The sequence below is a fragment of the Eubacterium xylanophilum ATCC 35991 genome (assembly GCF_000518685.1).
GTDB lineage: Bacteria > Bacillota > Clostridia > Lachnospirales > Lachnospiraceae > Eubacterium_F > Eubacterium_F xylanophilum.
On the sequence record NZ_JAEB01000009.1, the window covers coordinates 1 to 21,939 of the forward strand.

Consider the following 21,939-nt stretch of genomic DNA (forward strand, 5'->3'; position numbering starts at 1 on the left):
TCGCTGATGAAGGGTGATAAGGTTGTCGAGATTAACAAAGAACTCTCCTATTTTCTTCTGCTCACTATAATCTGGACAATCCACCATGAGTGAAGTAACTATAGTTCCCGAAAGATTTCCCTGACCTCCTTGAAGGAAAGTACCAATGATATTTTCCTTACTTTTTTTAAGCCATTGCATAATAAATGGGGCATCAAAATTCTTGTGAGGTCTAATATCCAAAATCGCCTGATTTATAGCTCCATCAAGCCTTGCAAGCCCAACTTCACCACTTGTAGCTCCGTACAACGCATATAGAATATCCCCTTTTCTGACCATCTTTGCAGAAGAGTTTTTCAACCCTTCGTCAGTTAAATACAACTCCGTTGTATCACTATTAACTTCTGCTGATCTGATAAATGGAATACTACCTCCATAGTACTCTGCTTTTCCTGCTGTAGGTGTTCCACCAGAGTAGGAATCTGCTATATCTCCCAACTTACGCTGTTCCCAAGAATTATTTCGTCTCAAGTAACGAATACATTGATTTTAAGTACAAGAAAAAAGCTGACATCTCTCGTCAGTAAAATGTCAGCTTTTTTCTTGATTTTTTTGAAAAATATAGAGAAAACTGAAAAAATAATACTAGATATTGTATGTGAAATAAATCACGCACACAGAATACTGTATCAAATATAGAACTTGAATAAATTAATGTTGAAAAGCTCTTAAAATTGGGGCTTTTCTTTTTATGGCATTGCAAAACTTGTTCTAAAGATGGAGAGAAGCCCTAAAAACCAAATATGGTTTTATTGATTCTTACTATTTCAGACAACAAAACGCTAGGTGTTGTTGTCTGATAAAGAAATATATCTAGATATAGCGAATAGTAAGAATTCAGCGAAAAAAACCTTAAATAATCGACTGTCAAATCAGTGGATTTTGGAATTAACAGCACAATTAAAACCAAAACTATTGACTTTTGGTTTTAATTGTGCTATATTTGTTATGGAGGTGAACATATGAGTAAGGTGCAGGCTTATAACGCAAGTTTTTTACCTTTAAGTAATGGAAGTATTCACTATTCGTATTTTTTGGATGAATTGATAGATGCAACTGCCAAACTTGAGGTGTATAAAGAGAAGATTGCTGATAGCAAGTTGGAAAGCAACTGGTTCATGCCGACATTACAGCAAAAAGAAGCGCTAGCTTCGTCTTTGCTAGAAGGAACCCAGGCAACACTTGATGGAGTACTTACAAATCAGGCAGAACCGAATGATTCTGATCAGAATATTAACGAAGTTCTCAATTATTTTAATGCTTCGAAAAAAGGCATTAATATTTTGGGGAGAGAAGATTTTTCGAATGAATTCTTTTGTGAGCTACATTCTATTTTGATGAATGGGAATGTGAGAAAACCTGAAGTTATTGGAAAATACAGAACAGAACAAAACTATATAGGGAGAAATGACGGAACACATGCGATTACATTTACTCCTCCAGCCCCCGAGAAAGTACCAGAGCTAATGGATAATTTAATCTCTTATATCAATGAGCCCTCTGATGTGCTAAAGCCTTTAGTAAGAATAGCTGTCATACATGCTCAATTTGAGACTGTACATCCATTTATGGATGGAAACGGGCGTGTTGGAAGAATGCTTATTCCGTTGTATTTGTATTATACAAAACAAATAGAACTTCCTTGTTTTTTTATTAGTGAGGCACTCGAACATGATAAATTGAGATATTATAACCTCTTAAACAATATAAGGCAGAAAGACGATTGGAACGAGTGGATTAAATTCTTTCTTGCTACAGTTACAAAACAATGTGATAAGTATATCAGTATTGTTACGGCAATAAACAAGCTGCATGATTTACATATGAGTATTGCATGTAATTTTACAAAATCGTCTAATGTGGTGCCGGTTATTAACATGTTATATCAATATCCAATCACAACATCCAAGCAGATTGTTGAAAAAACAAAGCTTCCGATGACGAGTGTTAACAGACTTTTGAAGATGATGGTTAACGAAAATATTCTTATAACTGACGGTAAACAGAGAAATAAGAAATATATATATTATGGATTATTAGATATTATTCGTTAAGAATAATTTGCTGATAAAAATTACTTGAAAGGGAGGTGGTCAAGTTGAAAGATTTATTTCCCTAAAAGGAAAAGCACTCTATTATTGTGCTATTGGCGTAGCGTAAAAGAGTGCTTTCAGGATATGATACATATCCTTTCTCGTAGAATAATTGTATCATATTTCCTTTTAGGTGTCTACAAAAAATGTAACTTTCAGACATTGGCAGAAAGTAAAATATGCTTTCGGAAAGGCTATAATATGATGAAATTTAATATTTTGAGATGGTGCGATGATAAGATATCGTACCTTAAAGAACAGGGAATAACTTTTAAGAAGGGAATCCCGCAACTTCCAACTGAATATACCTATACAGGTACACCGAGTGCTGTTTCAACATTTGCTTACCGAAACGACATTCCTGAGGCGGCAAAAGCGAATGCTCTTCTCACATATTTTATGTTTGAGGATAAACTTTGGCCAAGATTGGTGAAGATTGATGATGATATCGAAATACTTAAGGACTATGGAGGTGTCAGCGGATTTGATCTCAGCCCGAGCATAGGGATGTTAAGACCAAGACAGAGACTTAGCATTCTAGTGAATGCGATTCATGCGTGTTATTTGGGTAGCAAGGGGATAAGAATACTTCCCAATTATAGAGCGGGAGACTTCGGAACCATATGTGCGGCAGATTTTTTTCCGGATGAATGTTCGTTTATTGTCGGCAACCTTGGATGTACAAATAATGGATTTAAGGCTTATGGCGAATATCAGCTTGATATAGTGCTTCAGAAGAAGAAACCGCCAATTTTATTTGTATATGGTTCAATCTTTAAGAAGGAAGCTACACGCTTAATCAGGCAGCATGGATTTGAGATTATTTCATTTCCGGATCGTCGAAACAGAGTAAGAAATAATAGCCGTAGCTATCATTATTATTTGTCCAAAGATGAAATCTTTAAAGAATTCTATGCAGACGCAGCGAAAAGGAGGACAACATAATGGGAGCAAAAGCTATTTATACTGATGAAAGGCGTAAAACTATTCATCAACTCATAATAACAAAAGATATAGAAAAAATAAGAGGTGTGTTACATGACAGGGATGAATATCGTAAGTTCTCAAGTGGCTGGAAAGCTGTAAATTTAGATGAGTATGTATCTAAATTTGGAATTAGTAATGTCTCAAACAGCTTTAATAACAACATGCGTAAAATTACATTCTTTAAGGATGGAAGGCAGTACGCAATTGTAACAGCGATTGGCGGTAAGTATTTTCGTGTCGGTGAAGTGCGCTCAGATGGCAGGATTAAGAGATATCTTACACTTGATTTAAAGGATCCGAGCATACCGGGTATATTTCAAGGAGTTGCAAGAAGAGCTGAGTACTTCAGATTGACACACTTCAGAATGACTTATAAGAAAGGAACGGTGTGATATGACAGATTTTTTTCAGGGTAAAGAAGAACGTATTGTAGATGGTACTCGGTATGTAAAATACCTCGATTTAACAAGCTGGTATTGTGTGGTTGTTCCTAAAAATCAGAATGCATACAATGAAATGTGTGATTATAAAGTTTGGGATGATGAAAAAGGGGATGTTCGAGATTGTTATTGGTTTATGAAATTTCACGAAGACACCTACTTGCTCATGGAAAAATACCTTTTTAATTTTATTGATGCAGAATGTAATCTGTTAATTAACATGTATGAAGAGGAGTGGATAGAAGGAGAAAACTTGCAAAAAACACTTGAGATAACTGACCGTATGATTAACAATTCGGATAATGAGGAATTTCTTGAACTGGCGAAGGAGTTCCGAAACCTTGTTCTGAGGGCAATCGAAGTCAATACATGTGTGGGGTGCTTTTTCTAAATGAGTGAAGAAAAGATTTTCTTTCAGGATTTTCTGTTCAAAGATATGCCAGTTGATGAGCAGGATAATCCGACCGTGGAGATGCAGTATCTTCCAGAGGGTGCAGATATTAGCAATTATATGATTGTATCGCTTGATACCATGCTTAAAATGAACAAATCTACGGAATGGGAATTGCTTTTTAGGAAAACCGAGAATATGGAAGTATGTATCAAAGATGATGTTGTGCTAATCAATTCGGAAATGGAGTCGTATAAACGTTTTTATCTCAAAGCATATTATTATAACGTAAAAAAACATAGCAGGAGTGTTTATGTGATTTTATCAAGAAGGATGGTGATGTTATGAATAAATAAAAAAGCACTAAAACAATTGTTGGAGCAATTATTTTAGTGCAAATCGAGTACTTCAACTCGAATCTGAACAATTCATATGAAGTGCCCGAGGAATTACCTCTGATGCTTTTACTCGGCTTCAGTTGTAACCTCGAAAGGAGGCATTTATATGAGTAATAAATTAAATAAACTTAGAAAGGGATGCAAGGATGTATTTAATGCATTCTTGGTAGAGTTGTCCCGCTACGCAGGTATATTTGAATTTCCAGTTATCAAGCCTACGTATGATATACCTAATAAGTTAGTAGCTTTTTCTAAATGTATATCATCAAATAATTATGATGCATGGGTGCATTTTTATGAAGATGATTACCTGTTTGAAAGATTATGGCGTAGCCCCAAAAAGTATCTTGAAGTATTAAAAAGATACAATGGTGTAATTTTGCCTGACTTCAGTCTATATCGAGACATGCCATTTGTCATGCAGTTATGGAATATTTATCGAAGTAGAGCGATAGGATGTTGGCTACAGACAAATGGAATTAAAGTTATTCCGAATCTTAGGTATGGAGATGCAAGAACATATAAATATTGTTGTGATGGCATAGCCAAAGGATGTGTGATAGCTGTTGGAACACATGGCACAATAAAAAACAAGAAAGATAGGGAATATTTTACAGCAGGATTAGATGTAGTTGTAAAAAGATTGAAACCTATAGCTATAATTGTTTATGGAAGTGCGCCTGACTATATATTTAGTACATATAAAGAACAAGGCATTAAAGTGTATCAATTCGATAGCTCATTTGCCACTTCTCACAAGGAGGTGGTGTAATGGGAGCAGGAATGCATGGGGGCTTTGGCAGCACTAAGGGTGCTACGCATGTGGTAGCTGCTGATTCCACATTGGTTGGAAATGGCAGAGGATTTGAGTTGAAAAAAGCTTCTGAAATTGTAAAAAAAGAACCTGGATTTACAGATGTGGCCGTTCATGGATCACCTAATTCTATTTCATTTATGATAAGGGATGGTGACAGAGAGAGAGAAATAACCCTTAATCATAGAAATCTTGCAAAGTTTCTAAAGAGTGACAAAGGGTATTCGGGCGGTAAAATAAGGCTGTTATCATGTAAGACAGGTAGTGAAAGTGGAAGTTTTGCTCAAAATTTAGCAAATAAAATGGGGGTTGTTGTAAGAGCACCATCAGATACTTTGTTTATATATCCCAATGGTCGTATGGTAATTGGACCAGATGCGAGACATAATACTGGAAAATGGATTGATTATTATCCACAAGGAAAGAAGAGGTGATTTGAATGAACTTGATAAGTGTTGGTTTTTACAAAGAAATGCCACATAATGGTGGTGCACAGATATCTATAAAGGATTATATAGGTAAACAGGTTGAGTATATCGATGAAATCTGTAATTATCTTTCTATGAATGAGGCATTTATAGTTAGTCCTGGAGTTGTACAAGATGTGATAAATCCTGAAAAGGGTAATTCTGGCACACCAAGCTTGTACACAGATGGAAAATGGGTTTGGTCAGGTGATTTAGCTTATTATGTGAAAAACTATAAACTGAAGCTTCCAGATGAGTTTATAGATACTATGAAAGACAATTCATGGATAAATGATTTTGATATAAGTAGCATTGATTTTGATACGCTCAAGCTTGATGGTGAAGAATTCTAAGCAATGTAACCACTTTGTAACTAAAATTCACAAAACTCATAATATTACATGGAATAGATGTAATTATCACACAATATACTGTATATTTTGGAATCAATAGATACAAAATGCGGTATATCTAATCGAACTTGAGTAATTTACAAGGTTCGAATAATGTCATATTTATGTGTAATGCAAAAGGTTAGCAGGTGAGGTTTCAGTAAAGACTAAAAAAGGTCTTGTTAAGCTAATGAACAGCTTAGCAAGGCCTTTTTTCTTTTTTAACTCGACAAAAATGCTATACGGAGTTACAATCGAGTTAAACCCATATTAAGAAAGAGGAGTTAAAGATGCGAACAATTCCGTATAAAGAGGATTTGATCACTGAATTTAAAAGTGATTTAAAGAGATGTCCGGATAATGACTTAATAGATGAAATTGTTGGTATGGCAAATACCAAAGGTGGAAGTTTATATCTAGGCGTAGAAGACGAGGGGAAGATTCATCAGCCGATAGGTCATCTGCCGTTGATATTGATGTTCAGTTTAGCGATGACCATGGAGACTTAGTAACTCAAAAAATACATTTTGTAAAGAGGTGACGTAGTAATGAAAAAGATAGATTTAAGACTAAACAAAAATGAAGTTGAATTCTTAAAGAATTCGATTGGCGATAGGTTGTTAAGCATTTCTCATGATCCGTTTATGTTTACTAACACATCATTGCAAGCTGTTAAGATTTCTATGGGAGAAAAAGAATTTTTCTTGTATAGTTTTTCTGAACCTCAAGATTATTATGGATCGGAAGAAGATGTGGCAGTATGGTCAATTGAAGAAAAAGAGTATCCGTTAATTAAAGATAAATGCTTTGTTGACGTTCCAGTTAACGAAGAAATAACAGGTATAGTTCTAGTGAATGAAAACCAAAGATTGCGTAATAATGCAGAGCAATTATATGATGTATGGGTTACAAGAGGAATAATCATTGAACTTGGTGATCATCAAATAGCATTTGAAAAAGCTGTATGGTTTTCTGAGGATATAGTAATACATAAGGGATATGAGTTACAGAATAATTTCTCCTCGGTAGAAGCTTTTATTAATTCTTCGTGGAAGGAGGGAGTGAAAGCTGAGTGCAGCAGAGAAATGGTCAGGCTAACTTAATTGTCTTAGGATGAAGAATTTTGGGTAGATATAGAACTATCCCCTGTGATACCTGTATGATACAAAAAAATCTGATACTCAGAATTTTTGAAATAAATTGGATACAAAAGAGCATATTTTTATAGTAAAAATAGCTTAGAATATCCATTAACAAGATGAAATTGTAGAGTTTGAATAATACATTTGTGTTATCTCGTTCATCTGGTACATATAGTGATAAATGATTGCAGGTAATCCGCGTGATTACTTGCAGTTTTTTATATTCAGAAAAAAATGTACACAGATAGTTTATGTAGATTTTAATTGCATCACCGAGGAACCAATTACATCATTTTCGGACGAATGATGCAATTGACATTGACAATGAGTATAATGAATGATAACATTTAATTGCATCATATTCATAATTTTGAGTAAATTGTTGTATAAGTGAGGATATAAAAATGAGAGCATTTGATTATAGTAATGGATGGGAAAAACTTTTAACGCCTGATATAGTGGCTCTGCTTACGCAAATTCATGAATATAAAGGAGAGCAGGCTTTGTTTGTTGAAGCTAAAGCAGATGCATTGACAAGGCTTGTAGAGATTGCCAAGATTCAAAGTACTGAGGCTTCAAACAAGATTGAAGGCATCTACACTTCCGATGCAAGATTGAAGGCACTTGTAAAGGATAAGATCACGCCTAAGACGAGGAACGAGCGAGAGATTGCCGGATACAGGGATGTACTTAATACAATCCATGAGAGTCATGATTACATCTCGATAAGACCGAATATGATCCTTCAGCTTCACAGAGATTTATATAAGTTTGAAGGTTATGATATCGGCGGAAAGTATAAAGCAGCGGATAACATCATTGAGGAAGAGGACGAACAGGGCAACAAGTTTGTAAGATTCAGACCGGTCCCTGCATGGGAAACGCCCGAGGCAATCGAGAATCTTTGTAATGAATTTGACAAAGCTCTCGGAACCGGGATAATAGATCCGCTTCTTCTGATACCGATGTTTATACTGGATTTCCTGTGCATCCATCCTTTTAATGATGGTAACGGTAGAATGAGCAGACTGCTTACGCTGCTGATGTTATACAGAGCTGGATACATCGTAGGTAAGTATATCAGTATTGAACATCTGATAGAAAAGACTAAGACATCATATTATGAGTGCCTTCAGGAAAGCTCTCTTAACTGGCATGAGGAAGAGAATAATTATATTCCGTTTGTACAGTATACGCTCGGTGTTGTTGTTGCTGCATACAGAGATTTCTCTGACAGGGTAAAAACATTGGTTACAAGCGGACTTTCAAAGCCTGAGCGAGTGGCTGAACTGATTAAGAACACTTATGGAGAGATCACGAAGTCGCAGATCATGGAGAAATGCCCTGACATCAGCCGTATAACGGTAGAAAGAGCATTGTCTGAATTGCTGTCATCGGAAAGTATTATAAAGATCGGTGGCGGTAGATATACAAAATACGTTTGGAACAGAGATAAGGAATAAAGGAGAACGATAATGAGCGGAGAACTTGGTAATAAGATTGATAGTTTATGGGAGAGTTTCTGGAACGGAGGAATCACCAATCCGCTTGATGTTGTTGAGCAGATGAAATGAGCAAGGGAAAACCTACTGCTAATATGATTGTATCGCTTGATACCATGCTTAGCTAGAAAGAGTGGTGCTTAGAATGCGCGGATTAAATAGCGGACAAGCAAATGGAACAAGTGGTTCTCCACAAACTACTATAGAACAGCAGGAATATGCCCAAAACGGCAACGATAAAGGAAGAACAAAAGCAAGGATATGACCAGGTAAAGTATTCGTGGCAGAAATATATGGGTCGATAAAAAGGTGTGGGATGCTGCTATATATGCACGGAACCATGGTACATGCACTAAAAAGCAGAAGGAGATGTTAGATTATGGACATTGGAAAGCATAAAGATGATTATAAATATTATGAAGGATATGAAGGTGAAAAAGAGATTGTTATTTCTTTACCTGATATAGTGTATCATTTTTGGGATGGCTATTTTGAGGATATTTTTGGGAATCCTCAATCAACAGAAAGTGGGTGGATAGGATTTACTCGTGATTATAATGAGTTCATTAATGCTTTTGAGGATGATTGTATTGAATGCGCTGTTGAAGTAGAAGAGTATTTAAAGGATTTAACGCTTTACCAAAATCAGTCATTTTCGTATAATGAAACTGCAGATGTACTTAATTGCTTGATTACAATAATGACAACGGCGAAAGAAAAACATACATGTGTTCTTGTGAGAGTTAATTAACGTAAGTAGTCTTGTTTTTAATGATTTAAAGATTGACGTGGAAATTTTTTGTCTTGATGTCGTAGGAATTGCTAGTAATCAAAGCAATAGATGTTAGCCTAAATTCGTATTTTTTTATAAAATATGGATGAAATGGTATAATTAACACGATATATTGTATATATAAAAGATTATATATGCTATATATGATGTCCAATATAGAGGAGAATAAAGAGAAATATATCGGATTTTAATAATTATTATAGAGGTGATTGAAGTGTTTGAAGCAATCGTTCCATATGGGCTGAAGAGTAGGACATTTTATTTAGAAAATGATTGTAAGGATATCTGGTGCTGGTCAGAAAAGGTATATGAGTTTGTAAAAAACAGAGAGCGCTGAAAGAATATCTTTGAGTATTGTGTTTGTTGGGATGAGGTGAGAAAAATGGATACAGTTATAAACTGTTTTGTAGAACAGTCAAAAGAAATACTAAAGGATAATCTGGTTGGAGTATATCTCCATGGCTCAGCAGTCATGGGATGTTATAATCCGGCAAAGAGCGATATAGATTTAATCATAGTGGTGAAGGATTCTATAGAGGATAGTGTTAAGAGAGCCTTTATGGACATGGTGGTGGAATTAAACAGTAAGGGACCTGCAAAAGGAATTGAAATGAGTATTGTAAAGCAAAGTGCTTGTAAGCCATTTGTTTACCCTACTCCCTTTGAACTACATTTTTCTGTTGCACATCTTGATTGGTACGGAAAGAATCCTGATGATTATATTTCGAAAATGAAGGGCGAGGATAAAGACCTTGCTGCGCATTTTACAATCATAAACCATAGGGGCAAGTGTCTATATGGCGCTTCTATTAAAGATATTTTTGCTGACATACCGGTACAGGATTACATTGACTCTATCTGGAATGATATTGCTGAAGCGGAAGAGGAAATCACAGATAATCCAATGTATATTATATTGAATCTGGCAAGAGTGCTTGCATATATTAAGGACGGGCTTGTGCTTTCCAAGAAAGAGGGCGGCGAATGGGCATTGAACAATGTTCATGAAAGATATCATAGTCTGATACAAGATGCTCTGATAGAATATGCAGAGGATAGAAATATTTTTTATGATACGTATCTTGCAAAGGATTATACCAAATATATGTTGGGAGAAATTGCAAGCGAAAAAGGCAAGTAAAGGTAGTGTGATAACACTCCCGTGATAACATTAGCTTATACAGTCCGTGTGGTACATATAGTGTTAATTGATTGTTAATAGATTGTTAATAGATTGCAGGTAATCCTTGTGTTTACCTGCAGTTTCATTATTGGGAAATGTTATTGTACCCGATCTAGAAATAATACGTTGACAACGTATAAAGAATGATTTATACTTTAATAAAGTATAAAAAAGATTCGGAGATGACGATATGGAAATTTCAGCTAGAATAAAAGAATTACGAAAGAAAACCGGATTATCACAAAGCAAGTTTTCCGCTAAATTCGGGATACCTGTAAGAACTCTTCAGCAATGGGAACAGGGGATAAGCGCTCCTCCGGAATATTTGGTCAGAATGATGTCGTATATTATGCAGCTTGAGGAAGAGGTGCAAATAAATGATGAAGAATCGAAAAGGGGGAAACATGCAGATGGCAAATGATAGAGTTCAGTTATTTGAAGACCAGCCAATTAGGACGGCGTGGGTCCCGGATGAAGAAGAGTGGTATTTTTCGATTGTGGATGTGGTTGGCGTGCTGACTGAGCAACCGGATATTGATGGTGCAAGAAATTATTGGAAAGTACTGAAAAACAGGCTTAAAGAAGAAGGTAGTCAGTTGGTTACAAATTGTAACCAACTGAAAATGAGATCACCGAAGGATGGAAAAAGATATAATACTGACGTAGCCAACACCGAGCAGTTGCTTCGCTTGATTCAATCAATCCCATCAAAAAAGGCAGAACCTTTCAAAATGTGGCTGGCCCAGGTAGGTCGTGATCGAATAGAGGAAGTGATAGACCCGGAACTGACTATCGAGAGGGCTCTTGAGACCTATGCTAAAAAAGGTTATTCACGAGAATGGATCAATCAGCGCCTGCAGGCAATTCAGGTAAGAAAAGAACTTACAGATGAGTGGGATAAACGTGGCGTCAAGAAAGGTGTAGAATACGCAATTCTGACAGATGAGATAACGAAAGCCTGGTCCGGAATGACAACACGGCAGTATAAAAATCATAAAGGTTTAAAAAAGGAAAACCTCCGGGACAACATGTCAACGTTGGAGCTGGTGCTAAATATGCTTGCTGAGGCTACCACTACAGAAATCTCTAAGCAAAAACAACTGGAAACCTTTGAGGAAAATCGAATGGTCGCAATTGAAGGCGGAGAAGCCGCAGGAGAAGCACGTTTGGCGGTGGAAAAGAGAACCGGAAAACCTGTGATCACGAGTAAAAATGCAGCACAATTGCAGGATTTAGTTACAGGTCTCATTGAAACTGTAAATGATAGAAGCGATGATCAAGAAGAGGAATGAATAAACTAATAAGCGGCTATATGGCACACGGGGGACTTTGATAAGGATGGCGAAGTAGAGTGCCCATATTGTAATGAAGATAGTATCGTTTTCGTATGGGGCATCAGGTAAGCAGGGTTTGTCAGTGAGGAAATTGTTATAGATTTGTAATTATAGATTATGACAAAATGAAAGCCTTTCGGGCCAGACCGAGAAAAAAGGTAAGCTAAAGCTTATGCTACACGAGCGCAAAAAAAGTACTTCAAAATCAGGTAAGAGAAGTTGTAATAGGCTTATTAAAGTAATAGGAAAAGTATATATAATGAACTGGGAGAGTATGGAGTATATGAGGTGTTCTGTTGGATATATGAAAGCCATATCAAAAAGTGAGGTATTAGAATGGAAGAAATAGACGAACTCAGGCAGCAGATTGCTGACCTGCGGGAAGAAAACCGAATATTAAAAGAACTGCTGAAGCGTAATCACATTTCTTTCAAGGAATATGCCCCTGAAAGCTCTTACCGGGAATCGGAGCAATTTGATCCAAACCAGGGTGCCAGAATCATTCATCCGTCTGTCATCACAGAAAAGATGGCGGTCCATTTTTATGCAAGATTCTGGGGCAGGGAAGATGTTTTTGCTTTGCGGTATGAGAGCAAAAATACCGGAAAGTCCGGCTATGCTTTGCAGTGTCATAACAGATGGAACGATGCGGTTTGTCCGAAACAACAAAGGAAAAAGCAGAAATGCCAGGAATGTATGCACAAGGATTTTATCCGTTTAGAAATTGGACATATTTTGGCACATCTCCAGGGAAGAAAGTATAATGCTTCGGATGTGGTCGGTGTCTATCCTTTATTGCAAAATGATATGTGTCGATTTCTTGTCTTTGATTTTGATAACCACTCTGTGGAGGCATCTGGAAAGGATTTTGCGAATGAGGATGACGAGTGGAGAGAAGAAGTGGATGGAATGTGCCAGATCTGCGAGAAGAACGGTATTACCCCTCTGGTAGAACGGTCAAGATCTGGAAGAGGGGCACATCTGTGGATTTTCTTTCAGGAACCTGTTCCTGCGTCTTTGGCACGCAGATTTGGTTTTGCTCTACTTGAAAAAGGATCGGAGGAAGTCAATCTTAAATCGTTCAAGTATTATGACCGGATGCTACCGGCACAGAATCATGCGCCGGAGGGCGGTGTGGGAAATCTGATCGCATTACCGTTACAAGGGAAAGCTCTGAGAGAAGGGAACAGTGCTTTTGTTGATGAGAACTGGAATGCTTATCCGAATCAGTGGCGACACTTGTTCAGTATTCCGGCATTATCTCAGAAAGAGATAGAAGAAAAAATCAGCGAATGGAGTGCCGGTGCAGGAGAGGCACAGATTGGCAAGATATTATTTGATGAAAATGGAGAGCGTTTAGAACCATGGAAAACAGGAAAAAAATATAGAAAATCGGATGCTTCGGGAAAACTGTTTCTTACGATTTCAGAATGCATTTATGTGGATACGATTAATATAAAGATAAGACTACAGAACCAGATTAGGAGGCTGGCACTTGTATCCAATCCGCAGTATTATAAAAACAGGAACATGGGAAGGGAAAACTTTGATACACCGAGCAGGATTTATCTTGGCGAAGATGAAGACGGATATATCAAACTGCCCAGAGGCCTATTAGGGACATTGACAGAAAAGTGCAAGGAATCCGGAATCAAATATGAGATATCGGATAACAGGCAGACGGGAACAGAAATTCATGTGGAATTTCAGGGAGAACTGCGGGAAGAACAAAAAAAGGCGGCAGAAACCCTGTCGGGATATGACAATGGAATCCTGCATGCAGCGACAGCTTTTGGAAAAACGGTCGTATGCTGTGCTTTGATAGCAGAGAAGAAAGTGAATACGCTGATATTACTGGAATCTTCTGCTCTGATTGACCAATGGATGGAGGCGATAGAAAAATTTTTAAACATAGAGGAAGAAATGCCGACTTACAAAACAAAGACCGGTCGTGTAAGGGTAAGGAAAAGCCTGGTCGGGAGGATACATGGAGCACATGATTCCTCGACTGGGATTATAGATATTGCTATGGTTGGCTCTTTATGCAAAAAGGGAGAATTTCATGAAAGACTGGCTGAATACGGATGCTGTATTCTGGATGAATGTCACCATGCCGCTTCTGATACGATTATCAAAGTTCTCAGTGAAGTCAGGGCAAAGTATGTGTATGGCGTGACGGCAACGCCAAAGAGAGGGGATGGTCTGGAGAAGATTAATGAGATGCTTTTAGGTCCTGTCCGGTTCCATTATACATCTAAGGAGCGTGCACTCGCACAGGGCATCCGACATCTGGTCTATCCGAGATTTACCAAGACAGTAGCGACAAGAGGGGCAGAGGAACGGAAGCACATCAATGAGGCTTATGAAATCATTCGGAATAATGCCGTCAGGGAAGACTTGATTATTTCAGATATAGAAAAGGCAGTAAAGATGGAGAGAACACCAGTCATATTATCCAGATATAAGGATTTGTCGGAAAGATTTTATGAAAGGTTAAAAGGTTATGCGGATCATGTTTTCATTATGACGGGGAATAATAAAAAAGAACATAAGACGATCCGAAAAGAGCTATTGGAAATTCCGGCAGAAGAGAGTATCATTCTTGTTGCAACAGGACAATTGATCGGGGAAGGGTTTGATATGCCCCGGTTGGATACCTTATTTTTGGCAACGCCAGTGTCAGGAGAACAGATTGTGGACCAGTATGCCGGGCGTCTGCACAGGGATTATGAGGGCAAGGAAAATGTCATCATTTACGATTATGTGGATTGGCATATTAGAGAGTTTGATACTATGTATGCCAAAAGGCTGAAAGCATATAAAAAGATCGGTTATGAGCTTGTAGCGAGTATAGAGGATTTTAATTCTGAAGGTAAAGGAACCGAATCAGAATCTTCAAAGGAGAATGGGCAGAGTAATGCGATTTATGATTACGAGAGTTATCATGCTGCTTTTGAGAAAGATTTGGTTCATGCGGATAAGAGTGTTGTGATTTCCAGTCCGGTGATCTGCAGAGACAAGATTAAGGAGATGACTGGATTGCTGAAAGACAGGCAGATAGCCGGTGTGAGTGTAACAATCGTGACATGGAGCCCGGATGCTTATGGATTTGGAGATTCCGGTGTATGGTGTGCATTGCAGGAAGAAATGAGACAGGCTGGATTTGTGGTTCAGCAGGCAGAGGAGTTCTGCGAGAGATATGCAGTGATTGATGATGAAATTATCTGGTATGGAAGCATGAACTTTTTAGGAAGAGAAGATGTGGAGGATAATCTGATGCGGGTGTGCAGTAGGGAAATCGCAGCCGAACTGATGGAGATGACGTTTGGCGGAGAGAATGATATTTCTATTTTGAAATAGATAATAGGTGAAGATGAGTTTTTTGAATACAAAGAGAAGGGAGCAAAAATGGCAGAAGAGGTATAAAATCCATTATCCGATATTATTATGTATAAAAGGGAAGATGGTACTGTAAATATATAAATTCTAGTACAAGATGAAACTTTGTGGCTGACGCAGGAGCGGGATGGCACAGCTTTTTGGCGTAGACAGAACGGTTATCACGAAGCATTTGGGAAATATATTTAAAAGTGGTGAATTGGTAAAAGATTCAGTATGTGCAAAAATTGAACATACTGCCAGTAATGGGAAAAAGTATAATACACAATTTTACAATTTGGATGCAATTTTATCGGTTGGTTATAGAGTAAACAGTAAGCAGGCGACCATGTTTCGTATTTTTGCAAGTTAGGTTCTGAAGGAATACTTGTTTTTGGAATTGTGTAAGGGTCAGCCTTATTTTGACGATATAATACTATTATAGGGTTTTGCAAAATCATGCACATCGTGCACAACGTTCATAAGAGAATACTAATAATTGTGCAGTATACGATTCATCAAAAAAGCCCTAAAGATGAGGAGATATATCCGACAAATGATTACAACTAGTTAGGGCAAGATGTGCATATTGTGTACATTATCCAGAGATTAAAGAAAAGGAGAAAAACCAGTAATGACAAAATGTGAAGTATATGTCGATGAAACTTCAGATAAATACGAAGGCCAATATGAAGTAGATGATAATATTTTAATAGTAGAAATATTTAATTATAATGGCATGGAGCTTAATTCAATGACAATTGGCTCGGATGTTACATATAGGAATATAATGATTCTTGATTTTAGTAATAAGAGGTATATGTATTCGAATCTTTTCTATAATTGCGGGCTATTGTATGGATTAGTTCAATCTGAAAAATACAAAACAGATTTCTTTTTTGAGACAAGCAATCACGAAGCAATAGAACATTTCTCCAGTGATATGAGATTCACTGAAATTAAGGCTTATAATGCAGCATTGTGCCATTGTTTTAAGAATGCAGCACTTGAAATATCTTTCAAAGAAGATGAGATGAATTATAAGATTAATAGAAAACCCGAAGCAAAGATAATTCCTCTAGGTATTAACAATTTAGAAAAGATTGAGATTAATACAAGTGCAACTTGGACGCATAAAAACGATTACTATTCTGTTAATATTGATACTGAAAATTATGCGAGACTTTATTTAGTTGAGCCTGTAAATTATCAAGAACTAATCGCCTATATAAATGAACTAGATGTTATGATAGGTTCATATACATTTGTGAAAATACATTCATATGAGACATACGTTAAGGTTGTCGATGGGGGAGAGTTTAAACTGATTCATAGATATTTATCTGAAGATAAAAGGATAAAGCGTCCAAATCACAAACCCTTAAATGTAGAATTTGAAAAATACATTGAAGATGTATATAAAAAAATAAATTATAGAAATACTAATAGTCGAAACGAATTCATTTTGCTTGACTTTAAGAGACCAACGTCTCTGGAAGATCAGTATACATTCTATTTTAGATTTATTGATCTATATATGGGGAAAAAATTCAGGGAAGAGAATAAAAACAATAGTAACTACGCAAGACTAAGTGGATTTGTAGATAAGTACATTTCGTACTTTAAAGAAGGAGAAGATTTTACAGATATAGATACATTCAAAAATGAATTGAACAGTTTGAGAAATTATTTTGTACATGAGGGGTATTATTTTCAAGATAATAGGTTTGAGGTAAAGGGCAGAAAACGTGAATTTTTATATTATAAAGATATGGATTATTTATGGCTGTATAGCATTGTGAAAACATTCAAGTACTGCTCTTATTTGATATTATACAAAGAGATATTGGACTACGATATTGATGAGAATGAGCTAAAATATATTTTGAAATGATAGTCTATATTATGGCATAAAGAAAGTCCTGGACTTTTATTGTTCTATAATATGAATTATGCAAATAATACTCTTTGTGGGAAATTGCATCCTGTTCATTCAGATAAGTTTTTTAAGAATGCTCGAAAGAATAAATGCTGATATCATGCAAATTGTGTAAGGGTCAGCATGTTTTTTGATGTTTTTATGAAAATATGCACAGCGTGCACAATGTGCAAAAAATCGGTTGCTATATTTTTGATTATACACGAACGCTACCGGATAGCAAAATGCGCAAAGATTCATAACACATAGATACGGAAATGTGTCCATACAACAATATATATAGAATCATAAGCAAAAAAAGATTGCATTTCAAAGTGAAAGATGATATACTATAAATACAAAGTTAAGGAAAGGATGTGTCATTATGAAGATTCAAGCTGTTTTAATTGATGGTTTCAAGAATTTATCAAATGTTAGAATCTCCTTTGATAATATCACAGCACTTGTTGCTTTGAATAATTTTGGAAAATCAAATGTTCTTTCTGGAATTGATTTTGGTTTGGCGTTTATAAAAGCCACAATTGAAGATAAAAGAGAAATGATGGCTAATTCTAATCTCATTCCTATTAATAGCAACATGATAGGAAGAAATTATAGGTATGAGATGGAAGTTCTTACTGAATTTAATGAACAAGAGTATATTGCTCAATACGGGTTTGAATTCAATTGGAAGAATACAGAAGATGCAGAACCGATGATTGTTTCAGAATCATTGAAGATTAAACTTAATGAAAAAGGTCAGAAGTATACGCAGCTGATCAATAGAACAGTAGATTCTTCTTTGTACAAGAGCTCTGTAACTGGAAGATGTTCATCAAAAATAAAAGTGGAAGATACTGAATTGGTAGCAAATAAGTTAAGAGCTTATGATGAGTTATACTATGCGGATTTAATAAAAAAACTAAATAGTATGAAAATATATATGGAGAATAACTTGGATGCTAAGAGTTTTTATCAGCCAGACCCTATTATAAGGAAGGGTTTTGAAAATGAAATGATAAATGCTGGTAATCTTCCGCGAATTATCTTTAATCTAAAAGAGCAAAACAAAGCAAAATTTGAGTTGCTTAAAGATGTTTATGCTCAATTATTTCCTGATATAGAGGATGTTATTGTAAAGGAGATTAAAATAAATGCTGCTGATAATGAGCAACTTCCACAGGATGTTCCTTTTGTATTTACAAATCATATCCATGTTTTATTTGTAAAGGATAAGAATTTAGCAAATCCGATTAATTTTGCAGCCATGTCAGATGGTGCTAAACGTGTGTTTATGATCCTCACGAAGATAATTGTATCAAGTGTAAGTAATGTTTCGTTGATAGCGATTGAGGAACCAGAGAATTCAGTACATCCAGGTTTGTTTCAAGCATATATAAGAATAATTAGTCAATTGCTGGATGATTGTAAAGTTATTATAACAAGTCATTCACCTTATATTATCAGTTATCTTGATCCTGCTTGGATTCATGTAGGAATAAATAAAACACCAGGTATAGCAGAGTTTTTCTCATTTAAGAAGACTGGACAGAAACAGCTTCAGCAGGATGCCGTCCAATTCAACATGAGTATGGGTGATTACTTATTCTCTTTGCTTTCAGATGATGTTGATAGTGTCAGCGATTACTTGGAGTGTGATGTCTATGAGTAAATGCCTTGTTTTATTTGTAGAAGGTGATACAGAGGTTGAATTCTATAAAAAAGTAATTGCTAATGCACGGGACAAACGGCCAGATAGAAGATTTGATACATCTATAGAATGTCGGAATGTTAATGGGGTTGGTGGATTTAAGAATATTGCATTAAGAAAATTTGTTAAAGAAATCAAGCCAAAATACGACGAAGATTGTATTTTTACAGTTGTGTTATGTAGTGATACTGATGTTTTTGAATTATCTCAAAAACCACCTGTTAAATGGGATGAGGTGAGAAAAGATATGATTCAAAATGGGGCATCAAAAGTAATAACTGTTAAGGCTAAACATTCTATAGAAGACTGGTTTCTGTACGATGCTGATAGCATAGTTTCTTTCTTGAGATTAAAAAAAGGAACAAAAATCACTGGTAGCACTGGTTGCGATAAGTTAATGCGTCTGTATAAGATGGCAAACAAAGTTTATTACAAAGGGATGAAGAGTAATGGGATGGTTGAAAAACTTGATATTGATAAAATATCAGAGTCAGTTAAAGAACAGATAGCTCCTTTGTATAAAGCCTTGGGAGTGACAATTTAATAGTTTAAGAATGTATAGGGTTAAAATCTTTACATAGAAAAAGCCAGAGCTTAAACTCTGGCTGATTCATTTGTCAAAGATGAACTTTGACTTATTGTTCTCGAAAAATAATAATACCAAAGTATAGCTTCTTTCGCAAGGTGATTTTGCAAAGAAGGTATAGTGATATGGCAGTACACCATGGTGGAAAAGTCGGCAAAGCTGGAAAGACTCTTGCTAGTAAATTATCAAGTAAACAGTCTAAAAGCAAAGCAGGAACGACATTAGCTAATCATAAAGCAAAGTGCCATTAGTGTTATACAGACCTAAGCAAGTCTATAAACTGCTTAATTTTTTTGCTTAGGAGGACGTATGAAAAGAATTGTGTTTGGAACAATGGTGCTGTAAGAGTAGATGAGCATAATTGGATTCAATGAAAGTACATTAAGATATTGCCGGCATAGACAAATCATGATACAATATGTTTATATTAAAACGGAGATGATAATTATGTTTGCCCTGCAAGAAGTAATCAGACCATCTGCAGATTTACGAAATCATTATAACGAAATATCCAGACAGTGCCGTGAGGATAATGAAGCTGTTATTATTACGGTAAATGGACGGGGAGATACGGTCACTCTCGCATATGAAGAGTATAAAAGAATGAAAGCAAGGATTGATCTTTTGGAGATTCTCGCAGAAGCTGATGAAGATGTTAAGTATGGAAGAGTTGCACCTATGAAAAATACATTTGATGATTTAAGGAGTTTTCTTAAGGAGGGGAAGGCTTGAAGTATATGCAGTTGTAGACCAAAGAAAGGATTATCTAAGTATTATAAGAGGCCTGTAGGATGATAATAGGTTGTTAGAGTCGAGATGGAATATGGAATAATTAACTAATACCGAAAAGTCCCTATTTTAGGGGCTTTTTGTTCGCTGATACTTATTGAAATGGAAAACAGTACCGAATCATTTTTAAAAAAAGTTATTGACAGCTACCTGCAGTTAGTATATACTAACAATTGAGTAAATTATATAGTTCTCCCTCATTTCACGTGTCATCCGTTAAATCTGATATGAGGGAGAATTTTAAAAAATCATAAGGAGAGTATAAGAGATGTCTAATTTAAAAATCGAAAAAGTTGTCGGAAGAGAAATTCTTGATTCAAGAGGAAATCCTACAGTTGAAGCGCAGGTTTTCCTTGCAGATGGTACAGTTGCATATGGAACTGCGCCAAGTGGTGCGTCAACTGGCGAATTTGAGGCACTTGAGTTGAGAGATGGAGATAGCTCAAGATACCTTGGCAAGGGAGTAGAAAAGGCTGTAGACAATATAAATAGTACCATAAGTAATGTTATAACTGGAATGGATGCTTCTGATACATATGCCATAGATGCAGCCATGATTAAAGCTGACGGAACGAAAGACAAGTCAAAATTAGGTGCCAATGCTATTTTGGCAGTTTCAATCGCAGTGGCAAGAGCAGCAGCGCAGTCGCTGGGAATTCCGCTATATAGATTTTTAGGTGGTGCTCAGGGTAACAGACTTCCGGTACCTATGATGAACATTCTAAATGGTGGAGCGCATGCTACAAATACTGTGGATACACAGGAGTTTATGATTATGCCTGTGGGGGCACCATCTTTCAAAGAAGCGCTTCGCTGGTGTGCTGAAGTATTCCATGCTCTTGCGAAAATTTTAAAAGAAAGAGGTCTCGCAACTTCGGTTGGTGACGAAGGTGGATTTGCACCAAACTTGTCATCGGACGAGGAAACAATTGAGACTATATTAGAGGCGGTTAAGGCAGCAGGTTATGAACCGGGCAAAGACTTCATGATTGCTATGGATGCAGCGTCATCAGAGTGGAAGAGTGAAAAGGGCAAAGGCTTTTATAAGCAGCCAAAGTCTGGCAAGGAGTTTACTTCTGATGAGTTGATTGCTCACTGGGAGAGCCTTATTGATAAATATCCTATTATCTCAATTGAGGATGGTCTCGATGAAGAAGATTGGGAAGGTTGGCAGAAGATGACTGAGAAGATTGGTGACAGAGTTCAGCTTGTTGGAGATGATCTTTTCGTTACCAACACTGAGAGACTTTCTAAGGGTATCGAGCTTGGTGCAGGTAACTCTATCCTCATCAAATTGAATCAGATTGGTTCTGTTTCAGAAACCTTAGAGGCAATCAAGATGGCTCATAAAGCTGGATATACAGCAATATCCTCACATCGTTCCGGAGAAACAGCAGATACAACTATTGCAGATTTGGCAGTTGCCTTGAATACTTGTCAGATAAAGACAGGTGCTCCAAGTAGAAGTGAGAGAGTCGCAAAATACAATCAGCTTCTCAGAATTGAGGAGCAGTTGGGTGATTCGGCTGTTTATCCAGGAATCAAAGCATTTAATGTAAAAAAATAGTCTGTAACAATCCAT

Annotated in this window: 25 protein-coding genes; 24 read left to right on the forward strand and 1 reads right to left on the reverse strand. The window is 36.4% G+C overall.

What is annotated here, in order from left to right; all coding sequences use genetic code 11:
* Positions 1-510, reverse strand: a 510-nt coding sequence (locus L877_RS0101525) for a restriction endonuclease subunit S (RefSeq protein ID WP_278244174.1), incomplete at its 3' end; no start/stop codon positions are given.
* A gap of 491 nt (positions 511-1,001) precedes the next feature.
* Here L877_RS0101525 and L877_RS0101530 point away from each other — a divergent pair.
* The 24 genes from L877_RS0101530 (at position 1,002) to eno (ending at position 21,924) form a co-directional block, all read left to right on the forward strand.
* Entirely contained in the window at positions 1,002-2,093 is a 1,092-nt protein-coding gene (locus tag L877_RS0101530) for a Fic family protein (protein WP_026834588.1), read from the forward strand.
* Between the two features lie 240 nt (positions 2,094-2,333).
* Positions 2,334-3,077, forward strand: a complete 744-nt coding sequence (locus L877_RS0101535; RefSeq protein WP_026834589.1) for a DUF4417 domain-containing protein — start codon at positions 2,334-2,336, stop codon at positions 3,075-3,077.
* On the forward strand, positions 3,077-3,511 hold the full coding sequence (locus L877_RS0101540; RefSeq protein ID WP_026834590.1) for a hypothetical protein: 435 nt from the start codon (positions 3,077-3,079) through the stop codon (positions 3,509-3,511). The genes L877_RS0101535 and L877_RS0101540 overlap by 1 nt, the downstream gene beginning before the upstream one ends.
* 1 nt (position 3,512) lies before the next feature.
* Entirely contained in the window at positions 3,513-3,950 is a 438-nt protein-coding gene (locus tag L877_RS0101545; protein WP_026834591.1) for a hypothetical protein, read from the forward strand.
* The gene (locus tag L877_RS0101550) at positions 3,951-4,298 is read left to right on the forward strand and encodes a hypothetical protein (RefSeq protein WP_026834592.1); all 348 of its coding nucleotides are present in this window, start codon (positions 3,951-3,953) and stop codon (positions 4,296-4,298) included. It abuts the gene before it with no gap.
* A gap of 156 nt (positions 4,299-4,454) precedes the next feature.
* Positions 4,455-5,120: a DUF4417 domain-containing protein gene (locus L877_RS0101555; protein ID WP_034784834.1), complete on the forward strand. Its 666-nt coding sequence runs from the start codon at positions 4,455-4,457 to the stop codon at positions 5,118-5,120.
* Entirely contained in the window at positions 5,120-5,596 is a 477-nt protein-coding gene (locus tag L877_RS0101560; protein ID WP_026834594.1) for a hypothetical protein, read from the forward strand. Before L877_RS0101555 ends, L877_RS0101560 begins: the two co-directional genes overlap by 1 nt.
* Positions 5,597-5,601: 5 nt before the next feature.
* Positions 5,602-5,982: a hypothetical protein gene (locus tag L877_RS0101565; RefSeq protein ID WP_026834595.1), complete on the forward strand. Its 381-nt coding sequence runs from the start codon at positions 5,602-5,604 to the stop codon at positions 5,980-5,982.
* Between the two features lie 329 nt (positions 5,983-6,311).
* Positions 6,312-6,530 (forward strand): ATP-binding protein, encoded by a 219-nt coding sequence (locus L877_RS0101570; protein ID WP_026834596.1) that lies wholly within the window; start codon positions 6,312-6,314, stop codon positions 6,528-6,530.
* Between the two features lie 39 nt (positions 6,531-6,569).
* Positions 6,570-7,124 carry a hypothetical protein gene (locus L877_RS0101575; protein WP_026834597.1) on the forward strand — a complete coding sequence of 185 codons (555 nt, stop codon included), beginning with the start codon at positions 6,570-6,572 and terminating at the stop codon, positions 7,122-7,124.
* Between the two features lie 443 nt (positions 7,125-7,567).
* Complete coding sequence (locus L877_RS0101580; protein WP_026834598.1) at positions 7,568-8,626, forward strand: Fic family protein; 1,059 nt, start codon at positions 7,568-7,570, stop codon at positions 8,624-8,626.
* Between the two features lie 418 nt (positions 8,627-9,044).
* The gene (locus tag L877_RS0101595; protein ID WP_026834599.1) at positions 9,045-9,416 is read left to right on the forward strand and encodes a hypothetical protein; all 372 of its coding nucleotides are present in this window, start codon (positions 9,045-9,047) and stop codon (positions 9,414-9,416) included.
* Positions 9,417-9,663: 247 nt separating this feature from the next.
* Positions 9,664-9,795 carry a hypothetical protein gene (locus L877_RS14460; protein ID WP_278244175.1) on the forward strand — a complete coding sequence of 44 codons (132 nt, stop codon included), beginning with the start codon at positions 9,664-9,666 and terminating at the stop codon, positions 9,793-9,795.
* Positions 9,796-9,840: 45 nt separating this feature from the next.
* On the forward strand, positions 9,841-10,599 hold the full coding sequence (locus L877_RS0101605) for an aminoglycoside adenylyltransferase domain-containing protein (RefSeq protein ID WP_034784835.1): 759 nt from the start codon (positions 9,841-9,843) through the stop codon (positions 10,597-10,599).
* A gap of 232 nt (positions 10,600-10,831) precedes the next feature.
* Positions 10,832-11,062: a helix-turn-helix domain-containing protein gene (locus tag L877_RS0101610; RefSeq protein WP_026834601.1), complete on the forward strand. Its 231-nt coding sequence runs from the start codon at positions 10,832-10,834 to the stop codon at positions 11,060-11,062.
* Positions 11,052-11,933, forward strand: coding sequence for a BRO family protein (locus L877_RS0101615; RefSeq protein WP_156922957.1), 882 nt, complete (start codon positions 11,052-11,054; stop codon positions 11,931-11,933). Before L877_RS0101610 ends, L877_RS0101615 begins: the two co-directional genes overlap by 11 nt.
* A 378-nt stretch (positions 11,934-12,311) precedes the next feature.
* The gene (locus L877_RS0101625; protein ID WP_207637214.1) at positions 12,312-15,335 is read left to right on the forward strand and encodes a TOTE conflict system archaeo-eukaryotic primase domain-containing protein; all 3,024 of its coding nucleotides are present in this window, start codon (positions 12,312-12,314) and stop codon (positions 15,333-15,335) included.
* A 166-nt stretch (positions 15,336-15,501) separates the two neighbouring features.
* A complete protein-coding gene (rhuM, locus tag L877_RS0101630; protein ID WP_026834604.1) occupies positions 15,502-15,726 on the forward strand; it encodes a RhuM family protein in 225 nt (74 codons plus the stop codon).
* A gap of 261 nt (positions 15,727-15,987) precedes the next feature.
* Positions 15,988-17,247, forward strand: coding sequence for a hypothetical protein (locus tag L877_RS0101635; protein ID WP_026834605.1), 1,260 nt, complete (start codon positions 15,988-15,990; stop codon positions 17,245-17,247).
* Positions 17,248-17,656: 409 nt separating this feature from the next.
* Positions 17,657-18,943, forward strand: coding sequence for an AAA family ATPase (locus L877_RS0101640; protein WP_034784836.1), 1,287 nt, complete (start codon positions 17,657-17,659; stop codon positions 18,941-18,943).
* A complete protein-coding gene (locus tag L877_RS0101645) occupies positions 18,936-19,526 on the forward strand; it encodes a hypothetical protein (RefSeq protein WP_026834607.1) in 591 nt (196 codons plus the stop codon). The genes L877_RS0101640 and L877_RS0101645 overlap by 8 nt, the downstream gene beginning before the upstream one ends.
* 167 nt (positions 19,527-19,693) lie before the next feature.
* Positions 19,694-19,819 (forward strand): hypothetical protein, encoded by a 126-nt coding sequence (locus tag L877_RS14465; protein ID WP_278244176.1) that lies wholly within the window; start codon positions 19,694-19,696, stop codon positions 19,817-19,819.
* A gap of 196 nt (positions 19,820-20,015) precedes the next feature.
* Positions 20,016-20,300 carry a type II toxin-antitoxin system Phd/YefM family antitoxin gene (locus L877_RS0101655; protein ID WP_026834608.1) on the forward strand — a complete coding sequence of 95 codons (285 nt, stop codon included), beginning with the start codon at positions 20,016-20,018 and terminating at the stop codon, positions 20,298-20,300.
* Between the two features lie 325 nt (positions 20,301-20,625).
* Positions 20,626-21,924 (forward strand): phosphopyruvate hydratase, encoded by a 1,299-nt coding sequence (gene eno / locus L877_RS0101660; RefSeq protein ID WP_026834609.1) that lies wholly within the window; start codon positions 20,626-20,628, stop codon positions 21,922-21,924.
* Positions 21,925-21,939: the final 15 nt, after the last annotated feature.

Coding starts and splice junctions, on each gene's coding strand:
- L877_RS0101550 (WP_026834592.1), top strand. CDS start 3,951: ATGAGTGAAGAAAAGATTTTCTTTCAGGATTTTCTGTTCAAAGATATG.
- L877_RS0101655 (WP_026834608.1), top strand. CDS start 20,016: ATGTTTGCCCTGCAAGAAGTAATCAGACCATCTGCAGATTTACGAAAT.
- L877_RS0101565 (WP_026834595.1), top strand. CDS start 5,602: ATGAACTTGATAAGTGTTGGTTTTTACAAAGAAATGCCACATAATGGT.
- L877_RS0101540 (WP_026834590.1), top strand. CDS start 3,077: ATGGGAGCAAAAGCTATTTATACTGATGAAAGGCGTAAAACTATTCAT.
- L877_RS0101625 (WP_207637214.1), top strand. CDS start 12,312: ATGGAAGAAATAGACGAACTCAGGCAGCAGATTGCTGACCTGCGGGAA.
- L877_RS0101580 (WP_026834598.1), top strand. CDS start 7,568: ATGAGAGCATTTGATTATAGTAATGGATGGGAAAAACTTTTAACGCCT.
- L877_RS0101610 (WP_026834601.1), top strand. CDS start 10,832: ATGGAAATTTCAGCTAGAATAAAAGAATTACGAAAGAAAACCGGATTA.
- L877_RS0101570 (WP_026834596.1), top strand. CDS start 6,312: ATGCGAACAATTCCGTATAAAGAGGATTTGATCACTGAATTTAAAAGT.
- L877_RS0101530 (WP_026834588.1), top strand. CDS start 1,002: ATGAGTAAGGTGCAGGCTTATAACGCAAGTTTTTTACCTTTAAGTAAT.
- L877_RS0101645 (WP_026834607.1), top strand. CDS start 18,936: ATGAGTAAATGCCTTGTTTTATTTGTAGAAGGTGATACAGAGGTTGAA.
- eno (WP_026834609.1), top strand. CDS start 20,626: ATGTCTAATTTAAAAATCGAAAAAGTTGTCGGAAGAGAAATTCTTGAT.
- L877_RS0101545 (WP_026834591.1), top strand. CDS start 3,513: ATGACAGATTTTTTTCAGGGTAAAGAAGAACGTATTGTAGATGGTACT.
- L877_RS0101555 (WP_034784834.1), top strand. CDS start 4,455: ATGAGTAATAAATTAAATAAACTTAGAAAGGGATGCAAGGATGTATTT.
- L877_RS0101575 (WP_026834597.1), top strand. CDS start 6,570: ATGAAAAAGATAGATTTAAGACTAAACAAAAATGAAGTTGAATTCTTA.
- L877_RS0101595 (WP_026834599.1), top strand. CDS start 9,045: ATGGACATTGGAAAGCATAAAGATGATTATAAATATTATGAAGGATAT.
- L877_RS0101635 (WP_026834605.1), top strand. CDS start 15,988: ATGACAAAATGTGAAGTATATGTCGATGAAACTTCAGATAAATACGAA.
- L877_RS14465 (WP_278244176.1), top strand. CDS start 19,694: ATGGCAGTACACCATGGTGGAAAAGTCGGCAAAGCTGGAAAGACTCTT.
- L877_RS0101535 (WP_026834589.1), top strand. CDS start 2,334: ATGATGAAATTTAATATTTTGAGATGGTGCGATGATAAGATATCGTAC.
- L877_RS0101640 (WP_034784836.1), top strand. CDS start 17,657: ATGAAGATTCAAGCTGTTTTAATTGATGGTTTCAAGAATTTATCAAAT.
- L877_RS0101605 (WP_034784835.1), top strand. CDS start 9,841: ATGGATACAGTTATAAACTGTTTTGTAGAACAGTCAAAAGAAATACTA.
- rhuM (WP_026834604.1), top strand. CDS start 15,502: ATGGCACAGCTTTTTGGCGTAGACAGAACGGTTATCACGAAGCATTTG.
- L877_RS0101615 (WP_156922957.1), top strand. CDS start 11,052: ATGGCAAATGATAGAGTTCAGTTATTTGAAGACCAGCCAATTAGGACG.
- L877_RS0101560 (WP_026834594.1), top strand. CDS start 5,120: ATGGGAGCAGGAATGCATGGGGGCTTTGGCAGCACTAAGGGTGCTACG.